Source organism: Serratia sp. MYb239 (assembly GCF_002966855.1).
Taxonomy (GTDB): Bacteria; Pseudomonadota; Gammaproteobacteria; order Enterobacterales; family Enterobacteriaceae; genus Serratia_B; species Serratia_B rhizosphaerae.
This window is the reverse complement of the sequence record NZ_CP023268.1, coordinates 1-25,930: the sequence shown is the minus strand read 5'-3', so window position 1 is coordinate 25,930 and position 25,930 is coordinate 1. Positions and strand designations below refer to the sequence as shown.

24 protein-coding genes are annotated in these 25,930 nt (G+C 58.9%); 10 read left to right on the top strand and 14 right to left on the bottom strand.

Going from position 1 to position 25,930, the window contains the following annotated elements; all coding sequences use genetic code 11:
• Positions 1-31 precede the first annotated feature (31 nt).
• The 6 genes from CLM71_RS00125 (at position 32) to CLM71_RS00100 (ending at position 6,880) form a co-directional block, all read left to right on the top strand.
• Positions 32-1,069 (top strand): LacI family DNA-binding transcriptional regulator, encoded by a 1,038-nt coding sequence (locus tag CLM71_RS00125; RefSeq protein WP_105229221.1) that lies wholly within the window; start codon positions 32-34, stop codon positions 1,067-1,069.
• 153 nt (positions 1,070-1,222) lie between these two features.
• The gene (locus CLM71_RS00120; RefSeq protein ID WP_105229220.1) at positions 1,223-1,975 is read left to right on the top strand and encodes a sugar phosphate isomerase/epimerase; all 753 of its coding nucleotides are present in this window, start codon (positions 1,223-1,225) and stop codon (positions 1,973-1,975) included.
• Between the two features lie 5 nt (positions 1,976-1,980).
• On the top strand, positions 1,981-2,940 hold the full coding sequence (locus tag CLM71_RS00115; RefSeq protein ID WP_105229219.1) for a sugar kinase: 960 nt from the start codon (positions 1,981-1,983) through the stop codon (positions 2,938-2,940).
• A 187-nt stretch (positions 2,941-3,127) separates the two neighbouring features.
• Positions 3,128-4,396 carry an MFS transporter gene (locus CLM71_RS00110; protein WP_105229218.1) on the top strand — a complete coding sequence of 423 codons (1,269 nt, stop codon included), beginning with the start codon at positions 3,128-3,130 and terminating at the stop codon, positions 4,394-4,396.
• A gap of 87 nt (positions 4,397-4,483) precedes the next feature.
• Entirely contained in the window at positions 4,484-5,458 is a 975-nt protein-coding gene (ghrB, locus tag CLM71_RS00105) for a glyoxylate/hydroxypyruvate reductase GhrB (protein WP_105229217.1), read from the top strand.
• A 168-nt stretch (positions 5,459-5,626) separates the two neighbouring features.
• A complete protein-coding gene (locus CLM71_RS00100; protein ID WP_105229216.1) occupies positions 5,627-6,880 on the top strand; it encodes a valine--pyruvate transaminase in 1,254 nt (417 codons plus the stop codon).
• A 75-nt stretch (positions 6,881-6,955) separates the two neighbouring features.
• Here CLM71_RS00100 and ibpB read toward each other — a convergent pair whose 3' ends face one another.
• Together ibpB and ibpA are read right to left on the bottom strand one after the other, a co-directional pair.
• Complete coding sequence (gene ibpB / locus CLM71_RS00095) at positions 6,956-7,384, bottom strand: small heat shock chaperone IbpB (protein ID WP_105229215.1); 429 nt, start codon at positions 7,382-7,384, stop codon at positions 6,956-6,958.
• A gap of 103 nt (positions 7,385-7,487) precedes the next feature.
• Complete coding sequence (gene ibpA, locus CLM71_RS00090; RefSeq protein WP_105229214.1) at positions 7,488-7,898, bottom strand: small heat shock chaperone IbpA; 411 nt, start codon at positions 7,896-7,898, stop codon at positions 7,488-7,490.
• A gap of 302 nt (positions 7,899-8,200) precedes the next feature.
• On the opposite strand from ibpA, the gene CLM71_RS00085 reads away from it, so the two are divergent.
• A complete protein-coding gene (locus tag CLM71_RS00085) occupies positions 8,201-8,539 on the top strand; it encodes a YceK/YidQ family lipoprotein (protein WP_105233170.1) in 339 nt (112 codons plus the stop codon).
• 35 nt (positions 8,540-8,574) lie between these two features.
• On the opposite strand, the gene CLM71_RS00080 is transcribed toward CLM71_RS00085, so the two are convergent.
• The 7 genes from CLM71_RS00080 to dgoR all read right to left on the bottom strand — a co-directional run bounded on the left by CLM71_RS00080 (position 8,575) and on the right by dgoR (position 16,036).
• Complete coding sequence (locus CLM71_RS00080; RefSeq protein ID WP_105229213.1) at positions 8,575-9,855, bottom strand: DUF3748 domain-containing protein; 1,281 nt, start codon at positions 9,853-9,855, stop codon at positions 8,575-8,577.
• Positions 9,856-9,901: 46 nt separating this feature from the next.
• On the bottom strand, positions 9,902-11,194 hold the full coding sequence (locus CLM71_RS00075) for an MFS transporter (RefSeq protein WP_105229212.1): 1,293 nt from the start codon (positions 11,192-11,194) through the stop codon (positions 9,902-9,904).
• 75 nt (positions 11,195-11,269) lie between these two features.
• Positions 11,270-12,586 carry an MFS transporter gene (locus CLM71_RS00070; RefSeq protein ID WP_105229211.1) on the bottom strand — a complete coding sequence of 439 codons (1,317 nt, stop codon included), beginning with the start codon at positions 12,584-12,586 and terminating at the stop codon, positions 11,270-11,272.
• A 118-nt stretch (positions 12,587-12,704) separates the two neighbouring features.
• Positions 12,705-13,853, bottom strand: a complete 1,149-nt coding sequence (gene dgoD, locus CLM71_RS00065) for a galactonate dehydratase (RefSeq protein WP_105229210.1) — start codon at positions 13,851-13,853, stop codon at positions 12,705-12,707.
• The gene (locus CLM71_RS00060; RefSeq protein ID WP_105229209.1) at positions 13,850-14,467 is read right to left on the bottom strand and encodes a 2-dehydro-3-deoxy-6-phosphogalactonate aldolase; all 618 of its coding nucleotides are present in this window, start codon (positions 14,465-14,467) and stop codon (positions 13,850-13,852) included. Before CLM71_RS00060 ends, dgoD begins: the two co-directional genes overlap by 4 nt.
• Positions 14,451-15,344, bottom strand: a complete 894-nt coding sequence (locus tag CLM71_RS00055; protein ID WP_105229208.1) for a 2-dehydro-3-deoxygalactonokinase — start codon at positions 15,342-15,344, stop codon at positions 14,451-14,453. Before CLM71_RS00055 ends, CLM71_RS00060 begins: the two co-directional genes overlap by 17 nt.
• Complete coding sequence (dgoR, locus tag CLM71_RS00050; RefSeq protein WP_105229207.1) at positions 15,341-16,036, bottom strand: D-galactonate utilization transcriptional regulator DgoR; 696 nt, start codon at positions 16,034-16,036, stop codon at positions 15,341-15,343. Before dgoR ends, CLM71_RS00055 begins: the two co-directional genes overlap by 4 nt.
• A 253-nt stretch (positions 16,037-16,289) precedes the next feature.
• On the opposite strand from dgoR, the gene CLM71_RS00045 reads away from it, so the two are divergent.
• From CLM71_RS00045 to CLM71_RS00035, 3 genes are read left to right on the top strand one after another with little or no spacing between them, the layout of a single operon-like run.
• Positions 16,290-16,895, top strand: a complete 606-nt coding sequence (locus CLM71_RS00045; RefSeq protein WP_105229206.1) for a transcriptional regulator — start codon at positions 16,290-16,292, stop codon at positions 16,893-16,895.
• Positions 16,892-17,860 (top strand): threonine/serine dehydratase, encoded by a 969-nt coding sequence (locus tag CLM71_RS00040; protein ID WP_105229205.1) that lies wholly within the window; start codon positions 16,892-16,894, stop codon positions 17,858-17,860. The genes CLM71_RS00045 and CLM71_RS00040 overlap by 4 nt, the downstream gene beginning before the upstream one ends.
• The gene (locus CLM71_RS00035) at positions 17,847-18,788 is read left to right on the top strand and encodes an ornithine cyclodeaminase family protein (protein WP_105229204.1); all 942 of its coding nucleotides are present in this window, start codon (positions 17,847-17,849) and stop codon (positions 18,786-18,788) included. Before CLM71_RS00040 ends, CLM71_RS00035 begins: the two co-directional genes overlap by 14 nt.
• A gap of 25 nt (positions 18,789-18,813) precedes the next feature.
• Here the strand turns inward: CLM71_RS00035 and yidA are convergent, their stop codons facing one another.
• The 5 genes from yidA to dnaA form a co-directional block, all read right to left on the bottom strand.
• Positions 18,814-19,629, bottom strand: coding sequence for a sugar-phosphatase (yidA, locus tag CLM71_RS00030; protein WP_105229203.1), 816 nt, complete (start codon positions 19,627-19,629; stop codon positions 18,814-18,816).
• Positions 19,630-19,750: 121 nt separating this feature from the next.
• A complete protein-coding gene (gene gyrB, locus CLM71_RS00025; protein WP_105229202.1) occupies positions 19,751-22,165 on the bottom strand; it encodes a DNA topoisomerase (ATP-hydrolyzing) subunit B in 2,415 nt (804 codons plus the stop codon).
• Positions 22,166-22,183: 18 nt separating this feature from the next.
• Positions 22,184-23,272: a DNA replication/repair protein RecF gene (gene recF / locus CLM71_RS00020; protein WP_105229201.1), complete on the bottom strand. Its 1,089-nt coding sequence runs from the start codon at positions 23,270-23,272 to the stop codon at positions 22,184-22,186.
• A 161-nt stretch (positions 23,273-23,433) separates the two neighbouring features.
• Complete coding sequence (dnaN, locus tag CLM71_RS00010; protein ID WP_015344002.1) at positions 23,434-24,534, bottom strand: DNA polymerase III subunit beta; 1,101 nt, start codon at positions 24,532-24,534, stop codon at positions 23,434-23,436.
• A 4-nt stretch (positions 24,535-24,538) separates the two neighbouring features.
• Positions 24,539-25,930: a chromosomal replication initiator protein DnaA gene (gene dnaA, locus CLM71_RS00005; protein ID WP_105229200.1), complete on the bottom strand. Its 1,392-nt coding sequence runs from the start codon at positions 25,928-25,930 to the stop codon at positions 24,539-24,541.

Below are 25,930 nucleotides of genomic sequence, written 5' to 3'. Positions count from 1 at the left end.
TCCTTGGCAATAAATCTACGGGGGATTGATTGTGAGCAGTGTGAAAGCTTCACGTGCAACCGGGCGCGCCACCATCAGCGACGTGGCGAAAATGGCCAAAACCGGCAAAACCAGCGTGTCGCGCTATCTCAACGGTGAACAGCACCTGCTTTCCGCCCCGCTCAAACAGCGTATCGAACAGGCGATTTTGCAGCTCGACTATCGCCCCAGCCAGATGGCCCGCAGCCTGAAAGGCGGACAAACGCGCCTGATCGGCCTGATCATCGCCGATATCACCAATCCCTACTCCGTCGACGTGATGCGCGGCATCGAAGCCGCCTGTCGTCAGCACGGTTTTACCCTGCTGGTGTGCAACACCAATAACGAAGTCAATCAGGAACAGCACTACCTGCAGCTGCTCAGCAGCTACCGGGTGGAAGGCATTGTGGTGAACGCCGTCGGCATGCGGGAGGAAGCCTTGTCGCAGCTGCAGCAGTCGCAGCTGCCGATGGTGCTGATCGACCGCAAGATCCCCGACTTTGCCTGCGACGTGGTCGGCCTGAACAACCACGAGGCCACCGTGATCGCCACCGAGCACCTGGTGCAGCAGGGGTTTGAGGCGATTTTATTCCTCAGCGAGCCGGTCGGCACGGTCAATACGCGCCTCGAACGTCTGCACGCCTTCCGCCAGATTATGACGCAGCAGCACCCAGACCTGATCGCCGAGCAGACGGAAACCCCGCTGAACGACGCCGCGCAGCTGGAGCAGACGCTGCGCGATTTCCACACCCGCCGCCGCGGCATGCGCAAGGCGGTGTTGTCGGCCAACGGCGCCCTGACGCTGCAGGTGGCGCGCGCGATGCGCCGGCTGGGCATCCACTGGGGCAGCGACATCGGCCTGCTGGGCTTTGACGAACTGGAATGGGCCGAGCTGGCCGGCGTCGGCATCACCACGCTGAAGCAGCCGACCTACCAGATCGGCCATGCCGCGTTGGAACAGCTGGTGCAACGCATCAAAGGCCGCGACGCTCCGCCTGACGAGCGTGTGTTCTCCGGTGAACTGATCGTACGCGGCTCCACCACCCGTTAATTCCGGCGTTTATCACGCTCCGCCCCGCGTCTTTGCTGCATTGTCGTGATTGCGATCATATTTTTACATTCTGAGGCTTTTATATGGAACCGGTTCCATTTAACGTGCCATTAACAGCAGCGGTGGAGATTTCGCCACCTCAGGAGTAAAAATATGAAAAGAGAAGTTATCGTGGTGACCGGCGCTTACGGCACGGATACCGTTCAGCAGCGGGGCGGACAGGCCGCCATGCTGCCGATCATTGCCGATGCCGGCGCGGACGGCGTGGAAATCCGCCGGGAACTGTTCAGCCCGGCCGAACTGGATAACCTGCCGCAGCTGGCGCAGGAGATCGAACGTCAGCAGCTGTTCACGGTGTATTCCGCCCCGGAGCCGCTTTTCACTCCCGATCATCACGTTAACCCTAAACTGCCCGCGCTGCTGGCGGAGGCCCAGGCGCTGAAAGCGCGCCGTCTGAAACTCTCTTTGGGCCATTACCAGCCGGGCTTTGATTTCACTGAACTGAAAGTGGACCTGATGCAACATCCGGTTCAGCTGGTGGTGGAAAACGACCAGACCGCCGACTGCGGGATTTTGTCGCCGATGAACGCCTTCCTGCACGCGGCGGAAGATAGCCAGCTGCCGATCAGCATGACCTTCGACATGGCCAACTGGCTCTGGGTGGGGCAAGACCCCCGCGCCGCAGCCGAACGCCTGGCGCGTCACGTCGGTTATATCCACGTCAAAGCGGCGGTGCAGGGGCCGCGCGGCTGGCGCGCCATTGCGCTGGACGATGCCGGCGACGAGTGGCGCCGGCTTCTGGCTCAACTGCCGGCGGACGTGCCGCGCGGTATCGAATTCCCCCTGCAGGGCGACGACCTTGAGGCCGTTACCCGTCACTACGTCAACCTGTTACGCGCGGAGTAATCACCATGAGCATACTGACAGCACAGCGCAATACCTCTCTGGATGTCGTCACGCTGGGCGAAGCCATGGCGATGTTCGTCGCGGCGGAGACCGGCGATCTGGCGGAGGTGGAACACTTCACCAAACGCATCGCCGGGGCGGAGCTGAACGTCGCCATCGGCCTGGCGCGCCTCGGCCTGCAGGTCGGCTGGGTCAGCCGGGTGGGTAACGACACCTTCGGCCGCTTCACTCTGCAGCAGCTGAAAAAAGAAGGCATTAACTATCAGCAGGTGACGGTCGACGGCCAGTATCCGACCGGGTTCCAGATCAAATCCAAGAACACAGATGGAACCGATCCCACCGTGGAGTACTTCCGCAAAGGCTCCGCCGCCAGCCATCTGTCAACCGCCGACTTCAACCGCGACTACTTCGGCGCGGCGCGTCACCTGCATCTTAGCGGCGTCGCCGCCGCGCTCTCCGGCCAGTCGCTGGAGTTGAGCCACTTCGCCGCGCATGAAATGCGCGCGATGGGCAAAACCATTTCCTTCGATCCCAACCTGCGCCCGGTGCTGTGGTCCAGCCAGCAGGTGATGATCGAACAGCTGAACAAACTGGCGTTCGCCGCCGACTGGGTGCTGCCGGGGCTGAAAGAGGGGCAAATCCTCACCGGTCAGTCAACGCCGGAAGGCATTGCCGATTTCTATCTGGAGCGCGGCGTGCAGGCGGTGATCATCAAAACCGGCCCGGACGGCGCCTGGTTTAAAACCGCCGCCGGCGACTGTGCGGCGGTGCCGGCAATTAAAGTCAGCAACGTGGTGGATACCGTTGGTGCGGGAGACGGCTTTGCCGTCGGGACCCTTAGCGCCCTGCTGGAAGGCAAAACGCTAAAACAGGCGGTGCAGCGCGGCAACAAGATCGGCTCGCTGGCCATTCAGGCCATCGGCGACAGCGAAGGATTGCCAACCCGCGCGGCGCTGGCGGAGTGATCCCGCCGTGGTCAGACGCGGCCGCAGGCCGTACCTGACCGCCACGGGCCAACAAAAAAACATAATCGGCTAACCGCCGGCTCCCAAGACGCCCCTCTGGCCCTACACCCAGACAACGTCGGGAGAACCGCTTCCGCGGGATTGGCAGCCCGTCTGCGCGGAAACGACACCACTGAGGAATCTGAACATGAATAAAGCAACCGTTGCGGCTAAACGCTGGTGGTACATCATGCCCATCGTGTTTATCACCTACAGTCTGGCTTATCTCGACCGCGCCAACTTCAGCTTTGCCTCGGCCGCCGGCATCAACGACGACCTCGGCATTACCAAAGGCATGTCCTCGCTGCTGGGCGCGCTGTTTTTCCTGGGTTACTTCTTTTTCCAAATTCCCGGCGCTATCTACGCCGAGCGCCGCAGCGTTAAAAAGCTGATCTTCTGGTGCCTGATCCTGTGGGGCGGCTGCGCCTCCCTGACCGGCGTGGTCAGCAATATCCCGATGCTGGCGGCCATCCGCTTTGTGCTTGGCGTGGTGGAAGCGGCGGTGATGCCAGCGATGCTGATCTATATCAGCAACTGGTTTACCAAATCCGAACGTTCACGCGCCAACACCTTCCTGATCCTCGGCAACCCGGTGACCGTCCTGTGGATGTCGGTGGTGTCCGGCTACCTGATTCACGCCTTCGGCTGGCGTGAAATGTTTATCATCGAGGGCATTCCGGCGGTAATCTGGGCCTTCTGCTGGTGGGCGCTGGTGAAAGACAAACCGTCTCAGGTCGGCTGGCTGAACGCAGAAGAAAAACAGGCGCTGCAGGCGCAGCTGGAAGCCGAGCAGCAGGGCATCAAGGCGGTGCGCAACTACGGCGAGGCGTTCCGTTCGCGCAACGTGATCCTGCTGTGCGTCCAGTACTTTGCCTGGAGCATCGGCGTGTACGGTTTCGTGCTGTGGCTGCCGTCGATTCTGCGCAGCGGCATGAATATGGGCATGGTAGAGGCCGGCTGGCTGTCCGCGGTGCCATATCTGGCGGCGACCATCGCCATGATCGTGGTCTCCTGGGCCTCTGATAAGATGCAGAACCGCAAACTGTTCGTCTGGCCGCTGCTGCTGGTCGGCGCGCTGGCGTTCTTCGGCTCTTATGCGGTAGGCGCCGATCATTTCTGGGTGTCTTACGGTCTGCTGGTGGTGGCCGGCGCGGCCATGTACGCCCCTTACGGCCCGTTCTTCGCCATCATTCCGGAAATGCTGCCGAAAAACGTGGCCGGCGGCGCCATGGCGCTGATCAACAGCATGGGCGCTCTGGGATCGTTCTTCGGTTCCTGGTTCGTCGGCTACCTGAACGGCGCCACCGGCACGCCGGCGGCCTCCTATATGTTTATGGCCGTCGCGCTGGTGGTGGCGGTGGTGGTGACACTGGTGGTCAAGCCCCCGCGTAACGACGCGCAGCCGCAACTGGCGTAATTAGCTACACTTTCTGTTTTCAAAACGAGTCCGTCCCGCGGGCCAAAGCACAGCGCTTTGGCCCCGCGGGGCCAACTGGAGTTCAAGATGAAGCCTTCGATCGTACTGTACAAAAAACTCCCCGCCGCCCTGCGTGAACGCCTGGAACAACATTTCACCGTACATGCCTTCAACGGCCTGAATCCTGACAATGCCGATGAATTCAAACAGGCGCTGCAACAGGCCGAGGGGATCATCGGTTCCGGCGGCAAGGTTGATGAAGCCTTTCTGCAGCAGGCGCCGAAACTGCGTGCGGCATCCACCGTCTCCGTCGGCTATGACAACTTCGACGTCGAGGCGCTTAACGCCCGTAATATCGTGCTGATGCACACGCCGACGGTGCTGACGGAAACCGTGGCCGATACCATCATGAGCCTGGTGCTGGCGACGGCGCGCCGCGTGGTGGAAGTGGCCGAGCGGGTGAAGGCCGGCGAGTGGCAGGGCAGCATCGGCCCGGACTGGTTCGGCGTCGACGTGCACCATAAAACGCTGGGCGTTCTCGGCATGGGCCGCATCGGCCTGGCGCTGGCCCAGCGCGCCCACTTCGGCTTCGGCATGCCGATTCTGTACAACGCGCGTCGCCCGCATCAGGAAGCGGAGCAGCGCTTTGGCGCGCGTCACTGCGACCTGGATACCCTGCTGGCCGAGTCGGACTTTGTCTGTATTACCCTGCCGCTGACCGAGCAGACCTTCCACCTGATCGGTCGCGAACAGCTGGCGAAGATGAAGCAAAGCAGCATTCTGATCAACGCCGGCCGCGGGCCGGTGGTCGACGAGCAGGCGCTGATTGAGGCGCTGCAAAACGGCACTATCCACGCCGCCGGGCTGGACGTGTTCGAAAAAGAGCCGCTGCCGGTCTCCTCGCCGCTGCTGAAAATGCCGAACGTGGTCGCCCTGCCGCATATTGGCTCCGCCACCCATGAAACCCGCTACGGCATGGCCGAGTGCGCGGTGGATAACCTGATCGCCGCGCTGACCGGCACGGTGACGGAAAACTGCGTTAACCCACAGGTGCTGAAATAGCGCTCTGTACCGGGCGGGATCACCCGCCCTTACCCATCAGAACAAAACCCCAACATTATGCATATAATTAAAATTTAACGCTAATGCGGGTTTTATCCTGCGCATTGCGCCCGCAATTATCTGGCGGTATGGTGGGCGACTCCCTGCAAAAACCAATATGCTGCACCTATGACTTTTTCACTTTTCGGCGACAAATTTACCCGTTACTCGGGCATCACCCGCTTAATGGACGACTTGAACCAAGGCCTGCGCACCCCGGGCGCCATCATGCTCGGCGGCGGTAATCCGGCGCAAATTCCAGAGATGGAGCACTACTTCAAACAGCTGTGTCAGGAGATGCTCGACCAGGGCAAACTGACCGAAGCGCTGTGCAACTATGACGGCCCGCAAGGGAAGAATACGCTGCTTAAAGCGCTGGCCACCCTGCTGAGTGAAGAGCTGGGCTGGCAGATCGAACCACAGAACATTGCACTGACAAACGGCAGTCAGAGCGCGTTTTTCTACTTATTCAATCTGTTCGCCGGCCGCTGCGCCGACGGCAACCGGCGTCGCGTGCTGTTCCCGCTGGCGCCGGAGTATATCGGCTACGCCGACGCCGGCCTGGACGAAGGGCTGTTTGTCTCCGCCAAGCCGAATATCGAGCTGCTGCCGGAAGGCCAGTTCAAGTATCACGTCGATTTCGACAACCTGACTATCGGCGACGATATCGGCATGATCTGCGTGTCGCGCCCCACCAACCCGACCGGTAACGTCATCACCGATGACGAGCTGATCCAGCTTGACGCGCTGGCACAGCAGCACGATGTTCCGCTGGTGATCGATAACGCCTACGGCGTGCCGTTCCCGGGCATTATCTTCAGCGACGCCACGCCGCTGTGGAACCCGAACATCATCCTGTGCATGAGCCTGTCTAAACTGGGCCTGCCGGGGTCGCGCTGCGGCATCGTGATTGCCGATGAGAAAACCATCACCGCGCTGACCAATATGAACGGTATTATCAGCCTGTCACCGGGCAGCATCGGCCCGGCAATCGCGGCGGAAATGATTGAACGCGGCGACCTGCTGCGCCTGTCAAACGAAGTGATTAAGCCGTTCTACCAGCAACGGGTGACGCAGACCATCGCCACCATCCGCCGTTATCTGCCGGAAGAGCGCTGCCTGATCCATAAACCGGAAGGCGCGATTTTCCTCTGGCTGTGGTTTAAAGACCTGCCGATCAGCACCGAGCTGCTGTACCAGCGCCTGAAGCAGCGCGGCGTACTGATGGTGCCGGGGCACTACTTCTTCCCGGGGCTGGAGCACGAGTGGCCGCATACCCATCAGTGCATGCGCATGAACTACGTGCCGGAGCCGGATAAAATCGAACGCGGCATCGCCATTCTGGCGGAGGAAGTGGAGCGGGCGCACCGCGAAGCGCAATAACGCCGCCGGCCATAAACGCAACGGGGGGAAGTCCGTCAGGACTTCCCCCCGTTTTTTTACCGCGTCAGCGGCCGGTTATTTTTCTTCCAGCCCCGGCGTGCTGCCGATGGCGATGCGCTGCGGCTGCAACGCTTCCGGCACCTGCCGCACCAAATCAATGTGCAGCAGGCCGTTCTCAAACTGGGCCTCGGCCACGTGCAGATGTTCAGCCAGCGTAAAGCTCAGGCTGAACTCTTTGCAGACCAGCCCCTGATGCAGGTACTCCACCGGTTTCTCCGCCGGCGTCGGTTTACCTCGCACCGTCAGGCGCGGGCCTTCCACCTCGATATCCAGCTCGCTTTGCCTGAATCCGGCCAGCGCCAGGGAAATGCGATAATGGTTATCATCACTTTTTTCAATATTGTAGGGAGGGAATCCCTGAGGTTCCTGTCCGCCCATTGAACTGGCTAATTTATCAAAACCGATCCATTGGCGAAGCAGCGGGGATAAGTCGTAGTTACGCATAATAGTTACTCCTTCTATGAAGCGAGAGACACTTATAACGCCCCCTTTCGGCGGGCATCAGATATTTCCTCTGAAAATAATTAATCAGCGGAAATAATAACAATCATTTAATTTCGATACGGCGCGGTTTTAACGTTTCCGGCACGATGCGTTGCATATCGATATACAACAAACCATGTTCCAGTTTGGCGCCTTTAATATGGATATGTTCGGCAAGCTGGAATTTACGCTCGAAGTTTCTTTCAGCAATCCCCTGATACAGATAGGTTTTTTCTGTCGCCTCGCCGCTGTGTGCGCCGCGCACCGTCAGCAGATTATCGTGCGAGGTGATCTCAAGTTCTTGCTCGGTAAAGCCGGCAACCGCAATGGCAATGCGATAATGATTCTCGTCAACCAGCTCAACATTGTAGGGAGGATAACCATTTCCCTGACTCTGCCCGGCTTCCAGCGCGTTAAATAAACGGTCAAAACCAATTGCGGAACGGTAGAGCGGGGACAAATCGAAACTGCGCATAACATAGCCTCCTAAGGCACTTTAGCGAGGTTTAAAAAACAGGTCTTCCATCATGGACAGACGCAACGACCGGAATTCCCTGACGGCGAATTCTTAATTTGGCCTTGTAGATTAAATGGGGTTTGCTTTTTCCCTTTCAAGCGCCCAAGATAAAAAATTGCCAATGAAGGCAGCGAAAGTTTTTTTATCACATACAATAAAGAGTGAGATAACCGCCACAGAGCGGCGTTTTGCTCCTTTAAAAGCATCTGCCGGATGTGATAAATCAGCAATTCAGGGGAACAGCACCCTTCAGGATGGAAATGATGATGAAAAGATTGATGGCGACCAGTTGCCTGCTGTTGGCGACCAGCGGTTGCTCCAGCGTAATGAGCCACAGCGGCCCCGATATGGGCTACTATCCCGGCACGCGCGCCAGTATGAACATGTTGAAAGACAATGAGACCGGCTGGGCAATGAAGCCGCTGGTGGCGCTGGATCTGCCTTTCTCTGCGGTAATGGATACCGTGTTGCTGCCTTACGACTACCTGCGTGCCGACAGCGACAAAACTGCCGACTCGCCAAGAGAGCGCATTCTGCGCAGCGAGCAGCAGAATCTGGCCTCTACCGGCAACCCGGGACAAGGCCCCGTCACACACTGACGTGATACGGGTCGCACGCCGACCCGCCCTCTTTGCTAGACCTCGACGATAAATATCTGGCTAAAGCCCGCCACGTCCCGCATAAACGCCACCCGTTTGCCATCGGGAGAAAACACCACCGCATCGCCGCTGGGCGGCTGCTCGCTACGCGGCGTCAGGCGACGCAGCGCGCCGGTCGCCATATTGCACAACATCACGCTGTTATCACAGACCAGCGCAACATGCCCGCCCTGCGGGTGCCAGCTAAACGCCGACTGCACCGCATGTTTGCCCTGCGTCACCTGCCGCGGCGCCCCGCCGTTGGGAGAAACCGTCCACAGCTGCGCCACGCCGTTATCATCTTTCATCAAAAAAGCGATCTGACTGCCGTCCGGCGCGCTGCGCAGCCAGTGGCGCGGCGCTGTCGCCACGCCGGGGTTGCGCCGTTCGCCGGTAAAGGTCAGCCGCCGCTGTCGCACGCCGCGCGGCGGTGCCGGCAGGCGACCTTCGCTGCCCTGCAGCGGCTCATCGCCGGCCTTTGCATAGTCGGCGTCGTTTTCCGGCAGGTCGACGATAAACACTTCCGGCAGTTTTTCACCGTTTTCCGCCAGCGTGTCGCCGATAAACGCCAGCGCCCAGCGCTGCCGGCTGCCGTCCGGCTTCAGGTAGCCGTGATTACCGACCCAGCCCTCTTCATACGCCCGGTTAATCTCATCGCTTCCCGGACGCGGCTGCGGCGTGGTACGACTGACCAGCACGCAGAAGTGGCTGCCGTCATATTCACGCGGATGCTGTTTCGGCGGATTAACGCCGCGCAGCGGCAGCGCGACGCCGACGTTGCGCAGGTCCAGCGCCGGATCGCGCTCATGCATCACGTGATCGTTATAGGTAAAACTGAGCCGGCTGCCGTCGGGGCTGAACACATGAACATGGCTGCCGCCGCGCAGCGCGCCCGGCGTGTAGGGGGCGGTGATATCCAACGCGTCGAGCGTCACCGCCAGTTCGCGGTCCGGCTCGCTGACTATCACGCCGCGACGGTGATGAAAATCATAATGCCAGTGGCTGTCCGGGTGCTCCGGCCCGTGGATAAACGCATAGCGCGCCGGCGCGTCCGGGCTGACGGTCACCACGCCGACGTGCGCGCCATGCTCGGCGCGGTACACCACCTGCACTTCGCCGCTGGCTACGTTGACCCGCTCGATGGTCAGCCCGGTAAACGATGCGCCACTCGGGCGCACGTCATACGCCAGCCACTGGCTGCACGGCGTCCAGACGTTGATATTGGTTAACTGATGGCCCCGTTGATCGAACGTAAGCTGTGTGTCCCGTTGACTCATGGCGGCTCCCCTGCGCATGCTGGCATTGAGCCGCCAGTTTAGCGGATTACCCCACCCGTTTCACATCGCCCACCAGCAACAAATAGGACAATGCGCCAATCAGCGCCACGGCGGAAATATAAATCAGCGACGGGGCGAAGCCGTAGTCCTGTGCCAGATAGCCGACTACCAGCGGTACGGTAATTCCGCCTAATCCGCCAACAAAGTTAAACAAACCGCCGGTCAGGCCAATCAGGCGCACCGGCGCTAACGATGACACTAGCGACCAGGTTATCGAGGCAAAACCATTACCAAAGAACGCCAGCGCCATCAGCACCATAATCCAGAACGGATCGTCGGTGTAGTTCGCGCCCATGATGCAGGTAGAGAGCAGCAGCCCACAGATGATCGGCGTTTTACGTGCAAAACCTATCGATTTCCCGCTACGCAGCAAGCGATCGGCGACAAATCCTGACAGTAGTACGCCGAAAAATGCCGCCAAAAATGGTACGGTGGTCATAAAGCCGGCGGTCAGCGCAGCAATGTGTTTTTCTTGCGTCAGGTAGTTAGGGAACCAGGTGAGGAAAAACCACAGGGTCGAGGTAATGGCAAACTGGCCGATGTATACCCCCAACAGCTTGCGGTGGAACACCAACTTCCAGTCCGCCGCTGTCAGGGCGACACGCGCCTTTTTCTCATCGGGAACATCGCCGTCCACCATGCCGCCGCCGGCCTGGATATACGCCAGCTCCGCTTCATTCACGCCTTTGCTTTTCCGCGGCGACTGATACGCGAAGTGCCAAATCAGCGCCCAGACGATGCCGACGCCTCCGGTGATAATAAACACCCAGTGCCAGCTCAGCAGCTCCTGCACCCAAATCAACAGCGGCGTTAAAAACGCCAGACCGACAAACTGGCCGGAAGTATAAAAACCGACGGCCGATGCACGTTCCTGTTCCGGGAACCAGCTGGTCACAATACGGTTGTTCGTCGGAAATGCCGGCGCTTCAAACAGCCCGGTGACCGCCCGTAAGCCGATCAACGCGCTTAACCCGTTGGCGAACCCCTGCAGCAATGTCGCAATCGACCAGCCCATAATGGCGATAAAGTAGGTCAGTTTGGAACCTAAGCGATCGAGGAACCAGCCGCCGGGGATTTGGCACAGCGTGTACGTCCAGGCAAAGGCAGAAAAGATATAGCCCATCTGCGCCTTGTTGATGCCAAACTCCTGCTGAATATGCGCCGACGCCACCGCTAAATTGGCGCGATCGACATAACAAATCACCACGGTGACAAATATCATTAATAATGTCAGGTAGCGACGCTTGGTTTTTGGTGTTGCGGTTAATGTCATTTCCATTATCGTATTCCGTTATTTTTCGGATTTTAATAATGGCGAAATACGTGTGTAGGGTACGATTTCGCCGGATAAATACTAGTAACGAGAGGAAATACTGGTTTCTTTTTTAGCAACGGATGACATGTTTTTCCGGCCAATTTTCAAACCGATGGCACCACCAATAATTAATGCCAGAGCGACAATAATCAGCGCACTGTTATAGCTATCGGTCACATCTTTTATTCTTCCCATTACCGGAGGGAAAATCAGGCCGGCAATATTCGCTACGGCATTAATCAACGCAATAGAGGCGGCGCCGGCAGCACCCACGACGGTTTCGGTAGTCACCGCCCAGAAAATAGGCGTAATGGCCCAGTTAAGGCCAACGGTCAATACCAGCAACACGTACGCCAGCAGCAGATTCTGGCTGTAGATCGCCAGCAACAGCAGCGCACCAGCGACCATCAGTGGCAAACCGAGATGCCAGGCGCGCTCCTTGGTCAGATCGGAATGGCGGCCATTCACATACATAAAAATACAGGCGAACAGAAACGGGACGGCGGACAGCACACTGACCATAAAATTGCTCTGCTGCGCCGCCACACCTTTCACGATCAGCGGGAGAAACAGGGTTATGCCAATGGTGCCGAACGCCTGCAGCAGCCATAACAGGCTCAGCACCCAGACGCGCCGGGTTTTCAACGCTGTGCGCCAGTCATGATGATGACCGATCGCCGTCTGCGCATTTTCACTGGCCAGTTGCTCACTCAGCCAGCTACGCTGTGCCGTAGTTAGCCAACGCGCTTTTTCCGGCGCATCATCCAGATAGAAATACACCACGATCCCCAGCATAAACGCCGGGATGCCTTCCAACAGGAATAACCAACGCCAGCCTTCAATACCGAAAAAACCGTGCAGATTGAGAATAGAGCCGGAAAGGGGCAAACCGATCACCGAAGCCAGCGCCGCGCCGATATAAAACAGGGACATAGCGCGTGCACGCTCGCTGCGCGGATACCAACAGGAGAGATAATAAATAATGCCGGGAGTAAAGCCGGCTTCGGCGACGCCCAGCAGGAAACGCATGATGTACAGCTGCATCGGCGTTTGCACCAGGCTCATGCCGGCCGCGATAACGCCCCAGGTGACCATAATCCGCGCAATCCAGAGTTTTGCGCCAACACGGGTCAGGATAACATTGCTCGGAACTTCAAATATAATATAGGAAATATAAAATATACCGGCGGCAATACCGTACATTTCGGCCGTCATGGCCAAATCGGCATTCATCTGTAACGCCGCCACCGAAATATTAGATCGATCGATATAAGCAATTAAATACAGAACCATAATAAAAGGAATGATCCTGACATTCATTTTATTGATGGTTGAGGAGTACAGATCGTTATTCATCACTTACCCCCGAGCTATCTATTTGCAGGTGTGCACCCGGCCAGGAAAACCCCTCAGCCGGGCGCTGTTTAATATATATACTTTCCTATTAGGTTTGATTATTTTGACTAACGCACGCTTACCATTCAGCAACAGCACCATCGGCATGGCGCCAGATCGGATTGCGCCAGTCGGCAGCCGGTTTGCTGCGTTCAACCACCAGCTCTTCGTTCACCTCAACCCCTAACCCTGGTTTACACGGCGGATAGAAATGGCCGTCGTCCATGGCGAAATCATCCTTGTTAAGCACGTAATCCAACAGTTCCGCCCCCTGGTTATAGTGAATCCCCATACTCTGTTCCTGGAACACCGCGTTGCGCGCCACAAAGTCAACGTGCAGGCAAGAAGCCAGCGCGATCGGCCCCAGCGGACAGTGCGGCGCTAACGATACGTCGTAAGATTCCGCCATCGCCGCAATCTTAAAACATTCGGTGATGCCGCCCGCATGTGAAAGATCCGGCTGCACGATCGCTAGGCCGCCATCAGCCAGGATGCGTTTAAAATCAAAGCGTGAATACATACGCTCCCCCGCGGCGATAGGAATATGGGTTTGCGCCGCCAGACGCGGGTAATATTCGGCCTGCTCCGCCAATACCGGCTCTTCAATAAACAGCGGACGGTAAGGCTCCAGCTCTTTAATTAAGACCTTCGCCATAGGCGCAGCGACACGGCCGTGAAAATCGAGGCCAAACTCAATCTTGTTGCCAAACGCTTCGCGAATCTGCGCCACCACCGCCACCGCGGCATCGATTTTGCGCGAGCTATCAATGATGCCCATCTCTTCGCAGCCGTTCAGCTTGAAAGTGTCGAAGCCAATCTGCGTCAGTTTTTCTATGCCGGCGATCACCTCTGCCGGCCGATCGCCACCGACCCAGCTATACGCTTTGATTTTATCGCGCACCAACCCCCCTAACAGCTGGTACACCGGCACCCCCAGCGCTTTGCCTTTGATATCCCACAATGCCTGGTCGATGCCGGCGATCGCGCTCATCAGCACCGGCCCGCCGCGATAAAAACCCCCGCGATACAGCGTTTGCCAAATATCATTGATGCGTGCCGGATCCTGCCCAACCACGTATTCGGACAGCTCATGCACTGCGGCTTCAACGCTGCGCGCCCGTCCTTCAATTACCGGCTCGCCCCAGCCGATAATGCCTTCATCGGTTTCTACTTTCAGGAACATCCAGCGCGGTGGCAGCCGATAGGTGGTCAGTTTGGTGATTTTCATGATGTGGCTTCCTTATAGGCTTGGACAAAAGCAGCGGCCCGCTGCGCGGTACGTTCCGGCGGCTGACCGGCGCGATATAAATCGCTGCCTAATCCTGCGCCAACACAACCTGCGGCCAAATACTGGTGCACGTTTTCCGGCGTGATGCCGCCAACGGCGAAGACCGGCACCTGCGGCGGCAATACGGCCTTCAGCGCTTTGATATAAGACGGGCCGAACGACATGGACGGAAAAATTTTCAACGCTTGCGCACCGGCGTCCAGCGCGTTGAATGCTTCGGTCGCCGTCGCACAGCCGGCGCACACCGTCATGCCCAGCGCAACCGCACGGCTGATAACCGCCGGTTGCGTATTGGGCGTCACCACCAGCCGGCTGCCCAGTGTCGCCAGGCGTTCTACCTGCTGCGTCTGCAATACCGTGCCGGCGCCAATCAACGCGCGATCGCCAAAACGCTGCGCCGCATCACCGATGCTCTCCTCCCACTCCGGCGAGTTCAGCGGGATTTCTATCGCATCAAAACCCGCTGCCAGCAGCGCCTCTATATGTTCACCTGCCTCCGGCCGCGTGATGCCGCGCAGAATAGCGATCAACGGCAATTTAGTATTCCAACTCATTGACTATGCTCCTGATGCCTAATTGAAAAACGTCATCGCCATCCAATACGCTGTGAGCCATGCCAGCCATGCTCAGCGCCCGGGCATAACGCGCCGTCAGTTTTGGGTTGCCGATTACCGTTAACGCATCCTGCGCCGGTAACGCAAATTCCTGCTGCATCTGCGCCACTTCATTGCCGATCAGCAGGCCGGACAACCAGTCGCTGACCGCGCTCTTTTCCAACTTGCCAAGCAAATGGGCAGCGCGGGTTTCAAACAGCCGACGGACGATATGCCGTTCGCTCAGCCCTATCGCCAACCCGCGTTCAAACGCCCGTTCATCACTCAGCTGTTCGCCCAGGCCGGCGCCAACCAGTGAATGGGCCAGCAGTAAATGGTGCAGTTCGCCGGTCATCACGGTGCGAAAATCCACCAGCGCATCCCCGTCCATCCGCACCCATTTGCTGTGAGTACCCGGCATGACGTACAGCGGCGACGGCCGCGCGGCATAGGCGCCGACCAGCTGTGTTTCCTCGCCGCGCATCACATTACAGTTATCTTCGTTAGCAACGCATATCCCCGGGATAATCCAGGCGTGATACGGCGCGGCTTGCTCTATCGTGGTCAACTGGGCGGCGATGCCGGTCAGGCGGGTCGGACAAGACAAATACGGCGCCTGAATCCAGCCGGCATTGCTGCCAATCATCCCCGCCATCACCACCGGCAGCGGCTCCGCCCAACGGGCCATCAGCTCGCCAAATACCTGCTGCGGCAAACGCTCACCGAGGCGGGTGACTCCGGCTTCGGACTGCACGCTGTCGACGCATACGCCCCGTTCATAACGCCAGGCGCGCAAGTTGGTGGAACCCCAGTCAATCGCGATAAAGCTGTCACTCATAGCATGTCCTTTAACCTTTTTGTCGAACTGGCGATCATCGTCAGCGCAGCGCGCTCTGCCGCATCCGCATCCTGATGACGTATCGCGTCATACAAATCCTGATGCTCACGCAGCGTGCGCGGCATATTGTCCTCATCCGGCATATAAGTACGCTCAAACACTGCGCGCTGCAGTGAACTTATCGCCACACTGAGCTGTTGCAATACCGGGTTATGCACCGACGCCAACACCGCTTCGTGGTAGCGAATATCCGCCTCATTAAACAACTCGCGCTGCTGGTGATGGGCGAGCATGTCGTTCAATGCCGCCTCTATCACCGCCAACTCGCTGGACGTGGCACGCTCCGCCGCCCAGCGGGCGATGGTCGGCTCCACCAGGTTGCGTACCTCGCTCATTGCCACAATCAGGCGCGGATCATAATCCTGCTCCAGCGCCCAGTTCAGGACATCGGTATCCAGATAGTTCCACTGATTACGCAGGGTGACGAAGGCACCGCGGTATCGCTTCATCTCCACCAGCCGTTTGGCCATTAACGCCCGTAACACTTCGCGGATGATATTGCGCGAAGTAGCAAACTCTTCACACAGCTCCGCTTCTGACGGCAGCGCTGCACCAGGAACATACTTACCGCCGACGATCTGCCGGCCAATCTCAATAATGATGCGGTCAGTTTTACCGATCTGCTGCTTCATGGTTTCCCCACTGTGTTCACCTGCTGGACAGGCTTTAACTTTACTCCGCCAGCGTTGGTAATACCTGTGATTGCAGCACAATCTTTATTGACTCACCGTTACCTACCCCATGATTGTAGTACCATTAATAAATCTCGTACTACAATCTGGGTCACAAAACAAACACGGCAATCACCTGACATCAATTTTGTTTTACAAATTGGAATAAAAAGTACAATGTAGACTTTTAAGTCTATTCGGAATGCCTCCGCCCATGTTGAACCGCTATCACGCCATCGCCGATGCCATCGCGCTGCTGTTTACCCCCTATGCCGAAGTAGCGATCCACGATCTGGCCAGTCAGAAGCTGGTGTATATCGCCAATAACCGTTCGCAGCGTGAACTGGGCGAAGATTCCAACCTGAACGACCTGCAGGACAACCTGGATCTGCAGGTGCTCGGCCCCTATCAGAAGCACAACTGGGACGGCGGCCAAATGCGCTCTATCAGCGCAGTGCTGCGTGACGACAACCAGCGCCCGATCGGCCTGATGTGCATCAATCTGGATATTACGGTGCTCAGCAGCGCCAAAGCGGCGCTGGAGACTTTCCTGTCCGGCAGCACGCTCCAGCCACAGCCCGCCGTGCTGTTCCAGGACGACTGGCAGGAACGCATCAATACCTTTATTCACCAGTGGCTGCAGCAGCATCAGCAAACGCTGTCGACGCTGGGCGGCCCCGCCAGACGGGCGCTGGTGGAAGCGCTGTATCACCAGGGCGCCTTCCGGGGAAAAAATGCCGCCGGCTATGTCGCGAAAATCCTCGGTATCGGCCGCGCCACGGTTTACAACTACCTGAAAAATATTAAGGAGTCGGTATGACAGATTTATTCGCCGCCATTGAGGACGCGCACCGGCAGTTGCGGCCACAGGTACGCGTCACGCCGCTGGAGCACAGCATCCTGCTTTCACAGCAATTAGGCTGTGAACTGTGGCTAAAGTGCGACCATTTGCAGCAAACCGGCTCCTTCAAGTTTCGCGGCGCCAGCAACAAGCTGCGCCTGCTGAGCGACGCCCAGCGCCGCAACGGCGTGATCGCCGCCTCCAGCGGCAACCACGGCCTGGCCATTGCGCAGGCGGGTAAACTGATGGGTATCGGCGTGACGGTTTATGCGCCGGAGAACGCCGCCTCGGTCAAACTGGACGCCATCCGCGCGCTCGGCGCCGATGTGACGCTGGTGCCCGGCGATGCACTGCAGGCGGAAATCGCCGGAGAGCGCGCCGCCGCCGAACAGGGCAAGGTGTATATTTCCCCGTATAACGATGAACAGGTGATCGCCGGTCAGGGCACCTGCGGCATGGAGCTGGCCGAACAGCTTAGCGATCTGGATGCGGTATTCGTGGCGGTCGGCGGCGGCGGGTATATTGCAGGCATCGGCAGCGTACTGCAGCATTTGTCGCCGAAAACCCGGCTGATTGGCTGCTGGCCGGAGAACGCCACCAGCATGTACAGCGCGCTGGAGGCCGGCCATATCCACCCGGTCGAGGAGCAGGAGACCCTGTCTGACGGCACCGCCGGCGGCGTCGAACCTGATGCTATCACCTTCCCGCTGTGCCAGCGCCTGATCGATCGGCGCGTGCTGGTCAGCGAAGCGGAAATCCGCCGGGCAATGCGCGCCCTGGCCGCCAGCGAGCGCTGGATTATCGAAGGTGCGGCCGGCGTGGCGCTGGCCGCCGCCATAAAGCTGGCGCCGGAACTGCAGGGGAAAAAGGTCGCGGTAGTGCTGTGCGGCAAAAATATCGTGCTGGAGAAATACCTGAAGGCCATCGACCATGCGCATCCTTGACCGGCAGCAAATCCTGGCCGCTTTCGATGCCGATGCCGTCACGGCGCTGCTGAAGCAGGGCTTTATCGCCTATTCGCAGCGCCGGGTTCAGCAACCGCCGGTACAGCACTTCCTGTTTGAACAGGCGGCCGGTGATGGCTGTATCAAATCGGCCTGGTTGGAGGGGGATGAGTTATTCGTCGTCAAAGTGTCCACCGGCTTCTACCGCAACGCTGAACGCGGGTTGCCCAGCAACCAGGGGCTGATGATGGCATTTTCCGCCCTGACCGGTGAACCGCAGGCGCTGCTGCTGGATGAGGGGTGGCTGACGGCGTTGCGCACCGCGCTGGCCGGACGCATCGCCGCCGAACTCTGCGCACCGCCGGATATTCAGGCGATCGGCATCCTCGGCACCGGTTTGCAGGCAAGGCTGCAGCTGCAATATCTGAAGCCGGTTACCGACTGCCGCGACCTATGGGTATGGGGCCGGAATCAGCAGGCGCTGGAGGCTTATCGCCACGATGCCGAAGCCGAGGGCTTCCGGGTGCGCACTACGCAGGATGCGGCAGAGCTGGCGACACACTGCCGGCTGATCGTCACCACCACGCCAAGCCGTGAGCCAATTTTGCAGGCGGCGGATATCCGCCCCGGCACCCATATCACCGCGGTCGGCGCCGACGCGGACGGCAAACAGGAGCTGGCGACCGCGCTGACGGCCAAGGCAGATATTCTGTTGGTTGATGCGCTGGCGCAGTGTGCGGAATATGGCGAAATAGCGGCGGCTTACCGGCAAAATATGCTGACATCGACGCCGATCGTCGAATTTGGCGCCGCGTTGGCGCAGGGTGGAAAAGTCCGCAGCGGCCGGGAGCAGATCACGGTAGCCGATCTCACCGGGCTGGCGATTCAGGACCTGCAAATTGCGAAAGGGGTGTTAGCCGCCGTGTAAAGGGCGCCGCGGCGCCCCTGATTGGTCAGGCATTGAGTACAAACTTCTCGATCGCCCGCGCCACACCGTCCTCGGCGTTGCTGCTGGTGACAAACTGCGCCACCGCTTTCAGTTCGTCAATCGCATTGCCCATCGCCACGCCGACGCCGGCATACTCGATCATCGCGGTATCGTTGGCCTGATCGCCCAATGTCATCACGTTTGCCTGCGCGATGCCCAGATGTTCGGCCAGCATTTTCACCCCGGCGCCTTTATCCACCTGCTTATGCAGAATCTCCAGATAGTACGGCGAGCTTTTCAGCAGCGTATAGCGCGCCTGCGCTTCGGCGGGAATGCGCGCAATCGCCGCGTCGAGCAGCGCCGGCTCATCGATCATCATCACTTTCGGGAAACGCATCTGGCGATCCATCTCTTCCACGCTGCGGTATTTCAGCGGGATACCGGTCAGAGAAGCCTCATGCACGGTATATTTGCCGATGTCTTTATTCGGGGTGTACAACGTGTCGAAATCAAACGCGTGGAAGTGGACGCCCAGCTCGCGCGCCAGCTGTTCGAAGTATAGATAGTCCTCAAAACCCAGCGTTTCCTGCAGGACGCAGGCGCCGTCGACCGCCTGCAGCACCAACGCACCATTATAGGTAATGCAGTAATCGTTAGCTCCCTGAATATCCAGCTGACGCAAATAGTCCTGCACGCCAACGTAAGGCCGCCCGGTCGCCAGCACCACGTGCACTCCCTGGCGGCGCGCGGCCTCGATCGCCTGCTTTACCGCCGGCGTAATCTGGTGCTGCGGATTGAGCAGCGTGCCGTCCATATCAATTGCAATCAGTTCAATAGCCATGCGCAGTCTCCCACTGTTTTTTGTCATGCTAACGCGTTTCAGCCTGGCTTGTCAGCGTGAAAAAAGCCGAAAAAAAATCCGCGCAGGTTGCCCGGCGCGGATTTTATCGTGCTGTCGACGCTTAGATATCGATGTTCGCCGCTTTCAGGGCGTTCTCTTCGATAAAGGCGCGACGAGGTTCAACCGCATCCCCCATCAGGGTGGTGAACAACTGGTCCGCCGCGATCGCATCTTTGACGCTGACGCGCAGCATGCGGCGGTTTTCCGGATCCATGGTGGTTTCCCACAGCTGCTCGGCGTTCATCTCGCCCAGACCTTTATAGCGCTGAACCGCCAGGCCGCGGCGTGACTCTTTCACCAGCCACTCCAGCGCTTTTTCGAAGCTGTCGACCGGCTGACGACGCTCGCCGCGTTCGATAAACGCGCCCTCTTCGATCAGGCCGCGCAGCTTCTCGCCCAGCTGGCAAATCTTGCGGTATTCGCCGCCGTGGATGAAGTCGAAGTCCAGCAGATAGTCGGTATCCACGCCGTGGGTACGGATGCGCAGCGCCGGCTCGAACAGCTGACGTTCGCGGTTTTCATAGATTTCAAAGCTGTAGCTGCTGCCGTGCTGCTCTTTTTCGTTCAGCAGGTTAGCCAGCGCTTCGATCCAGCCTTGCACTTTCGCACGGTCGCCAAGGTCCTCTTCCGCCAGCGTCGGCTGGTAGATCAGGTTGTTCAGCAGCGCGCGCGGGTAGCGGCGCTCCATACGCGCAATCAGCTTCTGCACGCTGTTGTGCTCGGACACCAGTTTTTCCAGTGCTTCGCCCGACAGCGCCGGCGCATCAGGGTTAGTGTGCAGGGTGGCGCCGTCCAGCGCGATGGCGATTTGGTACTGGTCCATCGCGTCATCATCTTTGATGTACTGCTCCTGCTTGCCTTTCTTCACTTTGTACAGCGGCGGCTGGGCAATGAACACGTGGCCGCGCTCAATGATTTCCGGCATCTGACGGTAGAAGAAGGTCAACAGCAGCGTACGGATGTGCGAGCCGTCGACGTCGGCATCGGTCATGATGATGATGCTGTGGTAACGCAGTTTGTCCGGGTTGTACTCGTCGCGGCCGATGCCGCAGCCCAGTGCGGTGATCAGGGTGGCCACCTCCTGCGAAGAGAGCATCTTGTCGAAACGCGCTTTCTCCACGTTGAGGATTTTACCTTTCAGCGGCAAAATCGCCTGGTTCTTGCGGTTACGCCCCTGCTTGGCAGAGCCGCCCGCGGAGTCCCCTTCCACCAGGTACAGTTCGGACAGCGCCGGGTCGCGTTCCTGGCAGTCCGCCAGCTTGCCCGGCAGGCCTGCCAGATCCAGCGCCCCTTTACGACGCGTCATCTCACGCGCCTTGCGCGCCGCTTCACGTGCGCGCGCCGCGTCGATGATTTTACCTACGACGATCTTCGCATCGGACGGGTTTTCCAGCAGGTATTCGCTCAGCAGTTCGTTCATCTGCTGTTCCACCGCCGATTTCACCTCGGAGGAGACCAGTTTGTCTTTGGTCTGGGAGGAGAACTTCGGATCCGGCACCTTCACGGAAACCACGGCGATCAGGCCTTCACGCGCATCGTCGCCGGTGGCGCTGACCTTCGCCTTCTTGCTGTAGCCTTCTTTGTCCATATAGGCGTTCAGCGTACGGGTCATCGCCGCACGGAAGCCCGCCAGGTGGGTGCCGCCGTCGCGCTGCGGAATGTTGTTGGTGAAGCAGTAGATGTTTTCCTGGAAACCATCGTTCCACTGCAGCGCCACTTCCACCCCGATATCGTCTTTCACGGTGGAGAAATAGAACACGTTCGGGTGGATCGGGGTTTTGTTCTTGTTCAGGTACTCGACAAACGCCTTGATGCCGCCTTCATAGTGGAAGTGGTCTTCTTTGTCGCTGCGCTTGTCTTTCAGACGGATGGAAACGCCGGAGTTCAGGAACGACAGTTCGCGCAGGCGTTTCGCCAGGATGTCGTACTCGAACTCCACCACGTTGGTGAAGGTCTGATGGCTCGGCCAGAAGCGCACCATGGTGCCGGTCTGCTCGGTCTCGCCGACCACGGTCAGCGGCGCCTGCGGCTCGCCGTGGCTGTAGGTTTGCTCGTGCACCTGTCCATCGCGGCGGATAGTCAGCTCCAGCTTCTCGGACAGGGCGTTAACCACCGAGACGCCCACGCCGTGCAGGCCGCCGGAAACCTTGTAAGAGTTATCGTCGAACTTACCGCCGGCGTGCAGTACGGTCATGATGACCTGCGCGGCGGAAACGCCTTCCTCCGGGTGGATCCCGGTCGGAATGCCACGGCCGTCATCCTGCACCGACACGGAGTTGTCGGCATGGATGGTGACCTGAATATCACTACAGTGGCCAGCGAGTGCTTCGTCGATAGCGTTGTCCACAACCTCGAATACCATGTGGTGCAGACCGGTGCCGTCATCGGTATCGCCGATATACATGCCCGGGCGCTTACGCACCGCATCCAGCCCTTTTAATACCTTGATACTTGAGGAGTCATAAGAATTCGACATCAACGTTTCTCGCTCATTTTAGTCCTGTGGTTGAACCTCTATTTTACCTTGTTCCACGCGGAACATCTTGCCCTTTTCACCGGCCATGTCGATTACTTGTTCAGCGCTCACCGCGCTGACAAAAACCTGGGCCTGGGTGGCTTTCAGGCGATCGGCCAGCAACCGGCGACGGCCGGTGTCCAGCTCGGAGGCAAAATCATCAATCAGATACAGGCAACGCCGCCCGCTCTGCCGGGTGAGAAACTCACCCTGCGCCAAGCGCAACGCGCACATCAGCAGTTTCAGCTGACCGCGCGATAGTAAATCCTCTACCGGCGTACCGTCGGCGCGAATGCGGAAATCCGCCTTATGCGGCCCCGACGCGGTATAGGTCAATGCTCTGTCGCGTTCAAACTGACGCTCCAGCAGTTCGCCATAGCTGCTTTCTTTGTCCCAACCGCGTTGAAACGAAAAACTGAGGGCGAACTCGGGCAGAAACTGCGCGCAGGTCGCGGTGATATCCGCGGCGATTGCGTCGCTGTAAGCCGCCCGCCATTCGCTGATGCGCTCGGCCAGCGGGATCAGTTCCTGATCCCAGGCGCGAATCTGCGCATAGCGGCTCACCTGGCGCAGCGCGGCATTGCGCTGCTTCAGCAACCGCTTCAGGTTGCTCCAGGCGGTGAAAAAACCGGGTTCGTTATGGAAACAGCCCCAGTCAAGGAAAGCGCGCCGGTACTTCGGCCCGCCGTTCAGCAGGGTAAAACCTTCCGGCGTGATCAGCTGCATCGGCAACAGCTGGGCTAGTTCCGCCACTTTGTGGCCGTCGCTGCCGTCGATGCGCACTTTGCTGTCGCCCTGGCGGCTTTTGCTCAGCCCGACCGACAGTTCACGCTCCGCGCCGTTGTCTATGCGGCCGTGCAGCACAAACTCCGATTGCTCGTGGCGGATAACCCGTCCGGCCTGCAGGCTGCGAAACGCACGCCCGTGGCCAAGGGTGTATACCGCCTCCAGCACGCTGGTTTTGCCGCTGCCGTTGGCGCCAACCAGGAAATTAAACCCCGGCGCCGGCGCCAGATCCGCCGCTTCAATATTGCGGAAATCTTTAATCAGTAAACGCGTTAATGCCATGCCTATTCTATCACCGGGAAATGACGCTCAATGTGAGGGCGTTATCGGCGCAGGCAGTTTACGTGCGGACAGCGCGCAGCAACCGGAGCGTACGTCGAGTACGTGAGGATTGCGAGCACTGCCCAAACGTAAAATGGCAAGCAAGATAGCCCGGATGTCGATCACAACCGCATTGGCATGACAACGTAGGCCGCCGCCTGGCTCGCCGCGTCTTCAATCTGCACGCTGGATACCGAGTCGGTCAGCAGCAGGCGCACCTCTTCGCACTTGAGCGCGTTCAGTACGTCCAGCACGTAGCTGACGTTGAAGCCGATCTCCATCTCGGTGCCTTCATACGCCACGTCGAGGATCTCTTCCGCTTCTTCCTGTTCCGGGTTATTGGCGGTGATCTTCAGCTGGTTATGGCTGACATACAGCCGCACGCCGCGGAACTTCTCGTTCGACAAGATGGCCGCCCGGGCGAACGCCTGCTTCAGCAGATCGCAGCCGGCCTCCAGCGTTTTATCCGGATTCTTCGGCAATACGCGGCGATAATCCGGGAAACGGCCGTCAACCAGCTTGGAAGTGAAGATAAAGTCGCCGACGTGGGCGCGGATATTGTTGCTGCCGATCTGCAGCTGCAGCGGCGTATCGCCGCCGTCCAGCAGGCGCACCAGCTCCATCACCCCTTTACGCGGCACGATCACCGAATGCAGCGGCAGCTGCTGCTCGATAGGCATCGCGCAGACCGCCAGCCGGTGGCCGTCGGTCGCCACGGTGCGCAGCTCCGCGCCCTCGGTTTCAAACAGCATGCCGTTCAGGTAATAGCGCACGTCCTGGTGAGCCATGGAGAACTGGGTCGCTTCGATCAGCCGCTTGAGCGTCGCCTGCGGCAGGGTGAACTCCACCTCGCTTTGCCAGTCGTCCAGGTTAGGGAAATCCGCCGCCGGCAGGGTGGACAGCGAGAAGCGGCTGCGCCCGGAGCGCACCAGCATCCGCTCCCCTTCCAGGGTCACGGCGATCTCGGCGCCTTCCGGCAGACCACGGCAGATATCAAAGAATTTGCGCGCGGGGACGGTAGTCGCGCCCGCCTCATGGGGTTGGGACAGGGCGACGCGCGCCACCATCTCCATCTCCAGATCGGTACCGGTCAGCAACAGGGAACCTTCCGTCACCTGCAGCAGCAGGTTACCCAGAATCGGCAGCGTTGGGCGGCCGCCCAGCGGGCTGCTCACCTGTTGCAACGGTTTTAGCAGATGCTCACGTTCGACGATAAATTTCATAGCGCTACGAAGATAATGTTCTGATTAAGTTGGAGAAATCTTCTTTGATGTCGTGACTTTCCTCACGCAACTGCTCAATCTTCCGGCAGGCGTGCAACACCGTGGTATGGTCGCGGCCACCAAACGCATCGCCGATTTCTGGCAGGCTGTGGTTGGTGAGCTCTTTCGCCAGCGCCATCGCCATTTGGCGCGGACGGGCGACGGAGCGCGAACGCCGTTTAGACAGCAGATCCGCGACTTTAATCTTATAGTATTCCGCCACCGTCTTTTGAATGTTGTCGATGGTGACCAGTTTTTCCTGCAGCGCCAGCAGATCGCGCAGCGCTTCACGCACGAAATCGATGGTAATGGCGCGGCCGGTAAAGTTGGCGTTAGCGATCACGCGGTTCAGCGCGCCTTCCAGCTCACGCACGTTGGAACGCAGGCGCTTGGCGATGAAAAACGCCACTTCGCCCGGCAGGCGAATGTCGTTCTCGTCGGCCTTTTTCATCAGGATCGCGACGCGCGTTTCCAGCTCCGGCGGTTCGATCGCCACCGTCAGACCCCAGCCGAAGCGGGACTTCAGGCGGTCTTCCACGCCGTTGATCTCTTTCGGATAGCGGTCCGACGTCAGGATAATCTGTTGATTGCCTTCCAGCAGCGCATTAAAAGTATGGAAGAACTCTTCCTGCGAACGCTCTTTATTGGCAAAAAATTGAATATCATCGATCAGCAGCGCGTCAACCGAGCGGTAGTAACGCTTAAACTCTTCGATCGCGTTGTTCTGCAGGGCTTTGACCATGTCCTGCACAAAACGCTCCGAGTGCATATAGACCACTTTGGCATTGGCCTTGCGCGCCATAATGCCGTTGCCCACCGCGTGCAGCAGGTGAGTTTTACCCAGACCGGTGCCGCCGTACAGGAACAGCGGGTTATAGGCGCCGCCCGGGTTGTCCGCCACCTGACGCGCCGCCGCGCGCGCCAGCTGGTTCGACTTACCTTCAACGAAGTTATCAAACGTGTGCTTGGGATTGACGTTAGAGCGATAGGACAGCTCCGGCTGCGGGGCCGCGTTGTCCCAGCTCGGCCGTGAAGGCGCAGCCGTACGCGCCACCGGCGCCGCAGGGGCGCTGCGGCTTTCGGCCACCGCTTCGCTGACGGTTTGGCTGATGGGCTTGCTGCCGACTTCAAAACGCAGCAAAGGGGCGTCCGTACCGCAGAAATCGTTCAGCAGTCCGTTGATATTGTTTAAGTATTTATCTCGTACCCAGTCCAGCACGAAACGATTGGGCGCATACAGCGCCAGGGTGTTGTCACTCAGTTCCGCCTGCAAGGGGCGTATCCACATACTAAATTCTGTGGCAGGTAACTCATCCTGCAATCGGGCAAGACACTGCTGCCAAAGCGAAAGTGACAC

Excerpts from the sequence above, each read along its gene's own strand:
- CLM71_RS00100 (WP_105229216.1), top strand. The coding sequence starts at position 5,627 with ATGACTTTTTCACTTTTCGGCGACAAATTTACCCGTTACTCGGGCATC.
- CLM71_RS00045 (WP_105229206.1), top strand. The coding sequence starts at position 16,290 with ATGTTGAACCGCTATCACGCCATCGCCGATGCCATCGCGCTGCTGTTT.
- CLM71_RS00070 (WP_105229211.1), bottom strand. The coding sequence starts at position 12,586 with ATGAATAACGATCTGTACTCCTCAACCATCAATAAAATGAATGTCAGG.
- dgoR (WP_105229207.1), bottom strand. The coding sequence starts at position 16,036 with ATGAAGCAGCAGATCGGTAAAACTGACCGCATCATTATTGAGATTGGC.
- CLM71_RS00055 (WP_105229208.1), bottom strand. The coding sequence starts at position 15,344 with ATGAGTGACAGCTTTATCGCGATTGACTGGGGTTCCACCAACTTGCGC.
- CLM71_RS00035 (WP_105229204.1), top strand. The coding sequence starts at position 17,847 with ATGCGCATCCTTGACCGGCAGCAAATCCTGGCCGCTTTCGATGCCGAT.
- recF (WP_105229201.1), bottom strand. The coding sequence starts at position 23,272 with ATGGCATTAACGCGTTTACTGATTAAAGATTTCCGCAATATTGAAGCG.
- yidA (WP_105229203.1), bottom strand. The coding sequence starts at position 19,629 with ATGGCTATTGAACTGATTGCAATTGATATGGACGGCACGCTGCTCAAT.
- ibpB (WP_105229215.1), bottom strand. The coding sequence starts at position 7,384 with ATGCGTAACTACGACTTATCCCCGCTGCTTCGCCAATGGATCGGTTTT.
- CLM71_RS00040 (WP_105229205.1), top strand. The coding sequence starts at position 16,892 with ATGACAGATTTATTCGCCGCCATTGAGGACGCGCACCGGCAGTTGCGG.
- CLM71_RS00080 (WP_105229213.1), bottom strand. The coding sequence starts at position 9,855 with ATGAGTCAACGGGACACACAGCTTACGTTCGATCAACGGGGCCATCAG.
- CLM71_RS00115 (WP_105229219.1), top strand. The coding sequence starts at position 1,981 with ATGAGCATACTGACAGCACAGCGCAATACCTCTCTGGATGTCGTCACG.
- CLM71_RS00110 (WP_105229218.1), top strand. The coding sequence starts at position 3,128 with ATGAATAAAGCAACCGTTGCGGCTAAACGCTGGTGGTACATCATGCCC.
- CLM71_RS00085 (WP_105233170.1), top strand. The coding sequence starts at position 8,201 with ATGATGATGAAAAGATTGATGGCGACCAGTTGCCTGCTGTTGGCGACC.
- dnaN (WP_015344002.1), bottom strand. The coding sequence starts at position 24,534 with ATGAAATTTATCGTCGAACGTGAGCATCTGCTAAAACCGTTGCAACAG.
- CLM71_RS00060 (WP_105229209.1), bottom strand. The coding sequence starts at position 14,467 with ATGAGTTGGAATACTAAATTGCCGTTGATCGCTATTCTGCGCGGCATC.
- CLM71_RS00120 (WP_105229220.1), top strand. The coding sequence starts at position 1,223 with ATGAAAAGAGAAGTTATCGTGGTGACCGGCGCTTACGGCACGGATACC.
- ghrB (WP_105229217.1), top strand. The coding sequence starts at position 4,484 with ATGAAGCCTTCGATCGTACTGTACAAAAAACTCCCCGCCGCCCTGCGT.
- gyrB (WP_105229202.1), bottom strand. The coding sequence starts at position 22,165 with ATGTCGAATTCTTATGACTCCTCAAGTATCAAGGTATTAAAAGGGCTG.
- CLM71_RS00075 (WP_105229212.1), bottom strand. The coding sequence starts at position 11,194 with ATGGAAATGACATTAACCGCAACACCAAAAACCAAGCGTCGCTACCTG.
- ibpA (WP_105229214.1), bottom strand. The coding sequence starts at position 7,898 with ATGCGCAGTTTCGATTTGTCCCCGCTCTACCGTTCCGCAATTGGTTTT.
- dgoD (WP_105229210.1), bottom strand. The coding sequence starts at position 13,853 with ATGAAAATCACCAAACTGACCACCTATCGGCTGCCACCGCGCTGGATG.